The organism is uncultured Methanobrevibacter sp. (assembly GCF_902769175.1).
Taxonomy (GTDB): domain Archaea; phylum Methanobacteriota; class Methanobacteria; order Methanobacteriales; family Methanobacteriaceae; genus Methanobrevibacter.
Genome location: NZ_CACXNW010000052.1, coordinates 1 through 8,301 on the forward strand (window position 1 = coordinate 1; position 8,301 = coordinate 8,301).

9 protein-coding genes and 1 pseudogene are annotated in these 8,301 nt (G+C 28.6%); 6 read left to right on the forward strand and 4 right to left on the reverse strand.

The annotated features are described in order from the left end of the window. Nucleotides 1-352 precede the first annotated feature (352 nt). Together QZV12_RS13230 and QZV12_RS13235 are read left to right on the forward strand one after the other, a co-directional pair. Nucleotides 353-655, forward strand: a complete 303-nt coding sequence (locus tag QZV12_RS13230) for a hypothetical protein (protein ID WP_295622594.1) — start codon at nucleotides 353-355, stop codon at nucleotides 653-655. 68 nt (nucleotides 656-723) lie between these two features. Further along, nucleotides 724-1,962, forward strand: a complete 1,239-nt coding sequence (locus QZV12_RS13235) for a hypothetical protein (RefSeq protein ID WP_295622596.1) — start codon at nucleotides 724-726, stop codon at nucleotides 1,960-1,962. 190 nt (nucleotides 1,963-2,152) lie between these two features. Here QZV12_RS13235 and QZV12_RS13240 read toward each other — a convergent pair whose 3' ends face one another. Next, the gene (locus tag QZV12_RS13240; RefSeq protein ID WP_295622598.1) at nucleotides 2,153-2,695 is read right to left on the reverse strand and encodes a YgjV family protein; all 543 of its coding nucleotides are present in this window, start codon (nucleotides 2,693-2,695) and stop codon (nucleotides 2,153-2,155) included. Nucleotides 2,696-2,977: 282 nt separating this feature from the next. Here QZV12_RS13240 and QZV12_RS13245 point away from each other — a divergent pair, with 282 nt between their 5' ends. Beyond that, nucleotides 2,978-3,823, forward strand: a complete 846-nt coding sequence (locus tag QZV12_RS13245) for a PfkB family carbohydrate kinase (protein WP_295622600.1) — start codon at nucleotides 2,978-2,980, stop codon at nucleotides 3,821-3,823. A 229-nt stretch (nucleotides 3,824-4,052) separates the two neighbouring features. After that, nucleotides 4,053-4,343 (forward strand): hypothetical protein, encoded by a 291-nt coding sequence (locus QZV12_RS13250; RefSeq protein ID WP_295622602.1) that lies wholly within the window; start codon nucleotides 4,053-4,055, stop codon nucleotides 4,341-4,343. An 11-nt stretch (nucleotides 4,344-4,354) separates the two neighbouring features. On the opposite strand, the gene QZV12_RS13255 is transcribed toward QZV12_RS13250, so the two are convergent. Then, on the reverse strand, nucleotides 4,355-4,552 hold the full coding sequence (locus QZV12_RS13255; RefSeq protein ID WP_295622604.1) for a hypothetical protein: 198 nt from the start codon (nucleotides 4,550-4,552) through the stop codon (nucleotides 4,355-4,357). On the opposite strand from QZV12_RS13255, the gene QZV12_RS13260 reads away from it, so the two are divergent. Both QZV12_RS13260 and QZV12_RS13265 read left to right on the forward strand, forming a co-directional pair. Continuing rightward, entirely contained in the window at nucleotides 4,533-5,174 is a 642-nt protein-coding gene (locus QZV12_RS13260; protein WP_295622606.1) for a right-handed parallel beta-helix repeat-containing protein, read from the forward strand. The two genes, QZV12_RS13255 and QZV12_RS13260, sit on opposite strands and share 20 nt — an antisense overlap. Nucleotides 5,175-5,253: 79 nt before the next feature. Next, nucleotides 5,254-6,060, forward strand: coding sequence for a hypothetical protein (locus QZV12_RS13265; protein WP_295622608.1), 807 nt, complete (start codon nucleotides 5,254-5,256; stop codon nucleotides 6,058-6,060). A 452-nt stretch (nucleotides 6,061-6,512) separates the two neighbouring features. On the opposite strand, the gene QZV12_RS13270 is transcribed toward QZV12_RS13265, so the two are convergent. Continuing rightward, complete coding sequence (locus QZV12_RS13270; RefSeq protein ID WP_295622610.1) at nucleotides 6,513-6,917, reverse strand: hypothetical protein; 405 nt, start codon at nucleotides 6,915-6,917, stop codon at nucleotides 6,513-6,515. 59 nt (nucleotides 6,918-6,976) lie between these two features. Continuing rightward, a pseudogene (locus QZV12_RS13275) lies at nucleotides 6,977-8,301 on the reverse strand (hypothetical protein); the annotation flags it as partial.

Below are 8,301 nucleotides of genomic sequence, written 5' to 3' on the forward strand. Positions count from 1 at the left end.
TTTCTATAATAATAGATTGTACTTCATTGTATATAAATTTAAAGGAAAATAAGTTAAGAAAAATGTGGGTGAGGGTCATAATCGTTACACACTCTCAAACTCGAAAAAATAAAAAATTTTTATCTTGATATTTCGTATGTTTTAATAGATATTTAATTATTTTTGCAAGTAAGTACTTGCAAACCCTTTAAATTTAAAAAACAGTTGATTTATCTTTTTATTTTTATTTTTAGGTGTAAGTAAGCACTTACATGCGAAAATCTTTATATATATTTCTTTTTATAATATATATTAAAAATAGAAATGGTGAAAAATGATGAAAAAATTTATATTATTTACAACTATATTTTTTATGCTAATTTTATCTGTTAGTGCAATTAGCGCTGCAGATTCAATTGTTAATGGTACTTCTTCTGTTGATGGTTCTTCAGATTTAGTTGTTAATGGTACTTCTTCTGTTGATGTTGATGGTTCTTCAGATTTAGTTGTTAATGGTACTTCTTCTGTTGATGTTGATGGTTCTTCAGATTTAGTTGTTAATGATACATCTGATAAAGAAACTTTAGATAATGAGACTTTAGATAATGAGACTTTAGATAATGAGACTTTAGATAATGAGTCTTTAGATAATGAGTCTTTAGATAATGAGTCTTAGATAATGAAACTTCAGATAAAGAAACAGAAGTTATTGAAAATTCTAAGAATACCTTATATGATCTTCAAATGGAACTTGAGGAAAGTGATAATAATTTCACTTTAAAAAAGGATTATTCTTATGATTTCGATTTATATTCAGATTTTAAGGCAGTACTTATAAATAAGGAAAATTTTGTTATTGACGGTAAAGGACATAAAATTGATGGTAAAGGAAAAACTTCACTATTTTATATTGATGCTGAAAATGTCACTTTAAAAAACTTAATTTTTGTTAATGGGAATTCTATAAACGGTGGAGCAATAGAAATATCCGAAAAAGCTAAAAATTTTAAGTTCATTAATTGCCAATTTTTAAATAATGGTGCAACAAATGGTGGAGCAATTTATACATACGCTGCTGGTGGTTTATTGGAAGATTGTGTTTTTGATGGAAATCAAGCTGAATTCGGTGGTGCAGGATATTTTGAATGTCCGGTTAAAGTAGTCAAAAATCGTTTTACTAACAATCATGCAAATTATTGTGGTGTTATGTTTTATGGTGGAAGAATTCATTTTGATGAAAAAAAAAAACAATTAAATATATTGACTTCTGGTAGAGATTATTGTGGTGATTGTGTTGGATCAATTGAAGACTGCATATTTGATAATAATTCTGCAGACACTTCTGCTGTAGGTCATTATTTTGTCGATATGGCATTTAAAAACTGTAATTTCACTAATAATCATGCTGAACAAGTAGGTCTCTTTCAAGTGATACCAGGTGGGGCTTATGGAGTGACAATTGATGACTGTAATATGATAAATAATTCTGCTAATAAGTGTGCTTGCATTCATGGATCATGCAAATTAAACTTAAGGAACAGCAATATTATTAACAACTCTGCTGATATGAGAGGAGTAATATATTTGTCTCACATTGACAGTATCGAAAATTGTAATTTCATAGGCAATCATGTTAATGAATCTGGTGGAGCAATAAGTACTATTTATTTTAGGCTAATTAAGGAATGTAATTTTGAAAATAATACTGCAGGAGAATGTGGTGGCGCTATATTCATTCCAGAAAATAGCGGTGAGAAATTATTTATTATTGGTTCTAACTTCACAAACAATATTGCAGGAAAAGGTAATTCCATCTATTCTGAAAATAGTATTTGGACCCATAGCAATCATTTTAATGATGATGCTGATAGGGAAAATGAAATCTTTTTAACTGAAGGATGCCAATATTTCGAATTTGAAGATCAATATTCCATGGATATGTATTTCTTTAATAAATTCTTGGAAGAAAATGGATATGTATAATTCCATTTCTTTTTCATTCTTTCTTTTTAATGTGTTAATTTTGGAATATTCTTTTCATATCCTTTCTTTTTTATATTATTTTTTGTGTTTTTGTTTTTTTTTTTTTTTTCGATTTCTTTCTTTTTTGTGTTGTTTTTAATTATTATTCTTTTTTTTTTTATTGCATTATTTTTGAATCTTTTTTATTTTTTCATTCATTAATGCTGGAATCCTTTTTTTCATCATAAATTAATTTCATTAATGAAACAAATCCAATGATTGCAGTAATTATTTGAGTGGCACAGGATACGAAATCATAGATTCCTATAAAGTAAACCGCATAAATCAATAAATTCACTATAAATGCTACCTTAATCCATTTGATTGTTTTCATATAGTAGTTGCAGATTGTAAGCTGTATGATTCCAACCATAGGAAGAAGGCCAATCCAACCCATTGTATTGATTATAGGACAAATGATAAGGGTAATTATTATAAACATTATAGCTAATTTAGAGCTTAGCTTTTCATTCATCACCAAATAATTCCTTGCAGCAGCAATAATCATTGTAAGTATTCCAGTCCATGATAGGAAGAAAGCAGATGAAACAGTAAGTATTAGTGCTTCAATTACCTGATATTTGTAAGCTTGTCTTTTGTCATTGACTACACAACTTAATATGAGCACAATGGAAGCAAAAAAAGATATTATATTTCCTAGGATGATGTTAAGTGGAAGATTTAAAAAATTCATTCAATTGTCCTTCTATTTGTTTCTTATTCAAAAAGTTTTATTTCAAGTTTATTTTGATATCTTTGATTCTTGTTCAAAGATTTTTTTTCAAGTCTATTTTGAAATTTTTTGTTTCTTATTCAAAAAGTTTTATTTCAAGTTTGTTTTGAATATTTTTGTTTCTTGTTCAAAAAGTTTTATTTCAAGTTTGTTTTGAATATTTTGATACATTAACTAAATTTAGTTTTAAAATAAATAAAACTTATGATTACATTAAGATTTATATATATTTAAAAAGAAAATATGTTGATTGACATGACACTTGTTTTAATTGGTCTGGTATGTGAAGATTTGATTATCATTGGGGATGAAAGGTACTCGAAAGTAGGTGGAGCAAGCTATTTTCAAAGCTTCGTCTATGAAAAGTTTTTCAAGGATTATTTAGCTATTGTAAATGCTTCCAATCCTGATTTAATCAAGGAATTTCCAGATGAATCAAAGGTAAAGCTTATTTTAAAGGATAATACTCATCATTTTATAAATGAATATCCTAATAATAACAATTTAGACATTAGAAAGCAATCAACTAATTTTGCAAACATTCCAATTAAAAAGGAAGAACTAAAAATTATCTTTGATGAATATGATATTGATGACGATAGCATTGATGCATTTGTATTGACACCACTTAACAGCAATGACTTTCCAAAGGAAACATTGGATTACCTAAGATCATTTGATGTTCCAATTTTCGTTTCACTTCAGGGATTCCTGAGATTTGAAGGTGAAGATAATTCGATGATACTAAAACAATCTGATGATTTGGATTATTTATTTTCAATTAGTGAAACAATTTTCTTGGATGAAGGTGAATTTGAAATCATAAATGATGTAAATTTTGAAGGTACCAATTTAGTTATTACAAATGGAAGTAAAGGTTCAAGAATTTTAGGGGTTGATGGTACAAGTATTAAAATAAATTCAGTTCAATGTGAAAATATTGTAGATGCTACTGGATGTGGTAATTCTTATATGGCCGCATACATATCAACCAGGTTAAATAGCAAAACTTTGATTGAATCTGGAAACTTTGCATCTTTGATAGCAAGTGAGAAGCTAAAAATGTTTGGACCATATAGAACTGAATAATTTTCCAACATATATTTTTAATATCTTTTTTTTTTCAAATATTTTTTAAACATATTTTTTCAATATCTTTTTTTTCAATTTTTTTCTAATCTTTTTTTCAATAATTTGTTTTATGCTTATTGAACAAAATTAGTAACTCTTATTAAGTATAAAAAATAAATTATTTAACATAGTTAACGAATTTATGTATTTTTTTAGAAAAATTTAGTTAATTATGGGGTGAGGAAAAATGAAAAATATTAAAGTGCAAACGAAATATTTGGTTATTCCTATCTTATTAATTTTCATATTAAGTTTAGGAATCGTTTCCGCATCATCTATTGACACAGATGATTCATCAGATATTGGTTCTATAATATCTGAGGATCCTAATGAAATAAGCGTAATGGATTCAGTTGAAATAGGAGAGGATAGCTCTTCAAATGTTCTCAATGATGAATCCGATGATGAAGTAACTGAAAAGACATTTTCAGAACTTCAAACAGAAATTGGCAATGCTGAGGAAAATGGTACTATATAGCTTAGTGGTACTTATTTTGGTAGTGAATACCTTACAGTAAATAAATCCTTAACATTTGTAGGTAAAGGAGATAAAGCAATTATTAAATCTGATAAGTTCGGAGATATTTTTAATATTCCATATTCTGAACCTCCAGTTGTAGAATATTTAAATTTTGAAAATATTAAATTCATTTCAAATTCTACAAATATGAAATCTTGGATATCCACAGATTATCCTTTCCTTTATTTTGAAGATTGCATTTTTGAAAATATTGCTGTAGCTTCACTTTTCGCAGATGTTGAAGTAAATAATTGCCAATTCATTCATTCTACTTTAGGTTTGGATCATGCATGGGGAACTATAGACATTTCTAACTTCACTAAGGATTCATTCATTCGTGTTTCAAATATGGCTTTAGCAAATATTTATAATTGTAATTTTGAAGATGGAAATGATTCTGCCATTTGGACATATAGTTGTGATGCATATATTATCAATTGTACCATTAAGAATTATACTTCTCAAAATGGAGCTGCAATATTTGCTGATGGAGTGAATAAGATTATCAATTGTGTTTTCATTAATAATGTTGCAACTGAATACGGTGGAGCTATTTATTTCAATCCATGGAGTGGAGGAACTACAATTGAAAATTGTAGCTTTATCAATAACTCTGCAAAATATGGAAGTGCAATTGCTTGGAATTCAAGTGATAAAACTATAATAACTAATTGTATCTTTGACAATAATAATCCAGTAGCTTCAACATTATATTTCATTAATGATTGTTTGCCTAAAATAGATTTCTCTAAATTAAATATCACAGCAAACAATAACTTTTGGGGGTAAAAATGATGTTGTTATAAGTGACATCTTCAAGTCTAAAGCAGGAGAAACATTTAAATTATCAAATGTTTTAAGTCTAAAATTGAAATCCGATGGAAATGACTCCTACACATTGTACTTTGCTACAAGTTCAGGATCTCAAGTTAGCAAAATCCCTAATTACACTGTTACCCTAAAGGATAGAAGAGATGGCTCTATTATTGTAAAAGACTTATTATTGGTAAACGCTAAAGCAAGCTTTAAATATGCAAAATCCTTGAATATGGATGTTATTGACATCATTAACCAAGGTGGAAAATCTGTTACTAAATTATCCACAAGCGTTAGAAGGGCTAAACTTATCACCTACTATCGTTCTGGAAGAACATTTAATGTAAAAGTTCTTGATAAATATAGTAAAGAACCACTTTCCGGCATAAAGCTAACTTTAAAGGTCTATACCGGCAAGAAGTATAAAACATACTATGTGACTACCAATTCTAAAGGAATAGCAGCATTTAAAGGCTCTTCATTGTCTATTGGAACACATAAAGTTGAAGTAAGTTCATCAAACAAGATATATGATATTGCTAAATTTACTTCTTCAATTACACTCAATAAGGCAAAAACTATTGTCAGTGCTCCTAAAGTCAGTGTAAAATACAAAGCTAAGAAGTACTTTAAGGTTGCTGTAAAGCATTACTCAACTAAAAAGTATATTAGTGGACTTAAGCTCAAATTAAAAGTCTACACTGGCAAGAAGTTTAAAACATATTATGTCAAGACCAATTCAAAAGGAATTGCAAATTTCAATACAAAATCTCTTAAAAGAGGAAATCATAAAGTTGTAATCCTTTCTGCAAATGGCAATTATATTGTTTCTAAAACTTCCAGCATTAGAGTCAGATAAAAATAAAAATTTTTATTTTTTTATTTTTTCTTTTTTTTATTAATTTCTAATTATTTTATATTTATCTTTTTTTTACTATTTTGATTAAATATGATTTGATCTTTTTAATAAGGATTTAGAATGTTTATTTTAAAGCTTTTTTTATTTGTTTTATGTTTTTTTTTAAAATAGGTATGTTGGTTTATTTTAAAGCTTTTTTAATATATTTTAAGTTTTTAATTAAAAAATAAGTAAAACTTTAGCTGTATTAGTGAAAATAGATTATACAAAATATTCATGCTGAAAAGATAAAAAGAGTTTTAAAATAAAAAAAGTATGAAAGAATTCATTACTGAAATGAATAAAAAGAGTTTTAAATAAAAAGAGCATGAAAGAAGAGATAATGCATTAATTCATTTATGCTCTCCTTTAATGTCTGATTCATCAATAATGATGAATATATAATTTTTCATTTATCCAATACATAAATTTCCTGAAAAGCCTACTGGGAAAGCATGATTTTCAGCTGGGAAATAAAGGAAAACTCCTCCTTTGTCCATAGTTACTTGTAAAACGTATTGGAATTTATAGACTATTATACGTTCGCTTCCTACTGCAGTTATTTTTACAATATTTTTGCCTCCGGAATAATCTTTCATACCATTTATTCTATATTCAATAGCCTCTTGGATTTTTAATTTTTCATTTTGAACTAATTTTTCATATCTATTTTCCCATCCTCCTTGGTTCTTATTTGATTTGATATCTTTTATTTGATAATCATTTTCATCTACATAGTTATATTCAATGTTATTGATTTTGCATTGTGAAGGACCTATAACTGATGCACCAATCATTCCTGCTTCTATGCCTAACACGACACATCCTCTAATAAGTTGTATGGCTGTACTTACCCTATCATATGCTAAATTATATCTTAAATAGCTTCATTAGCATTGTAGAGGATTATCAATGTACTTACCCTATCATATGCTAAATTATATTGGCCGGAAGTAATTGCACGGGCTGCAGCAGTTCCAACAATACCTCCTATAGCAGCACCAGCAGCAACACCAACGGCAACTGCAACAACAACATTGCCTCCACTTAATACAAAAGCAATTGCACCTGATGCTACACCTAAAAGAACTGTTCCAACACCAACAACAGCAGATATTAAGGCGGTAGCTGTATCTGATATGCTTTCAACATAAGTAACTGTTCCTTGTGATCCTTTTATCTCTTTGCCATTTATGAATACGGATCCTTTGTCTACATTTAATATGTCGTTTCCTGTTCCGTAACCTGTGTTGTCATTATATGTGCAGTTATTTAAGATTAATTGTCCTTGGCTGAATATGGCACCGCCGTTTTTTGCATAATTGTCGGTAAAAGTGCAATCATTAGCTATTACAAAGCCACTGTTAAGCATAGCTGCACCATCATCTCTTTCACAAATGTAATCCATTTTGTTGTTATGTAAGGTTACATTGTTTAAAATGCATATTCCATTATTCACGATTGCTGTGTTGAATCCTTCCACTTTAATGTTGGATGCTGTTAGAGTATAATCTCCTTCAGCAGTAATTGCCCATTTGAATTCTTCACGAGGTTTGGTTTCAGCATGGATTGTTGAGCCGTTACCATTGATGTTGATTACATTGTATCCTAATTCCTTTAGGTTCCAGCAAAATGTTGATTCAACAAGAATAGGTTTGGAAAAGACAACATTCAATGCCTTTGTTTGGTTTTCACAATTAATATTTAACATGCTTGGAATTGCTTTCTCTTTTGTAAAGATTCCTCTATAATCATCTACGCTAGTGACTAGCACATCTGCAATTTGAGTGACGGAGGTGCTATAATTATGATTAAATAATGATTTGTAAATATCATTATAGCTAGTTATATTAAATATATAAGTTTGGATGAGTTCTATTCCTTCTCTTTTGCCGCCACGAATGTCAGTATGTACTTTAAATGCAAATTGACCAGTCTTATTATCATATTCATAGTAATATGTATGGTACTCGTCACCTGCAATTCCTAATGTGAGGGTTTTATACATTATTGGGGCCATGTCTAATATTCCGCCCATGTTCAAAATGCCAACACTTGTAAAATAACTGTAATACAAATTGTTTACATCAATATTTATATTGTTTCCATCGATTAATAGGATTGCATCCTCTTCGATGGCAAGATTCTCACATTTGATGTTTTTCCTGTTTCGGTCAACATATATTGCCTCACCAGTCAGTA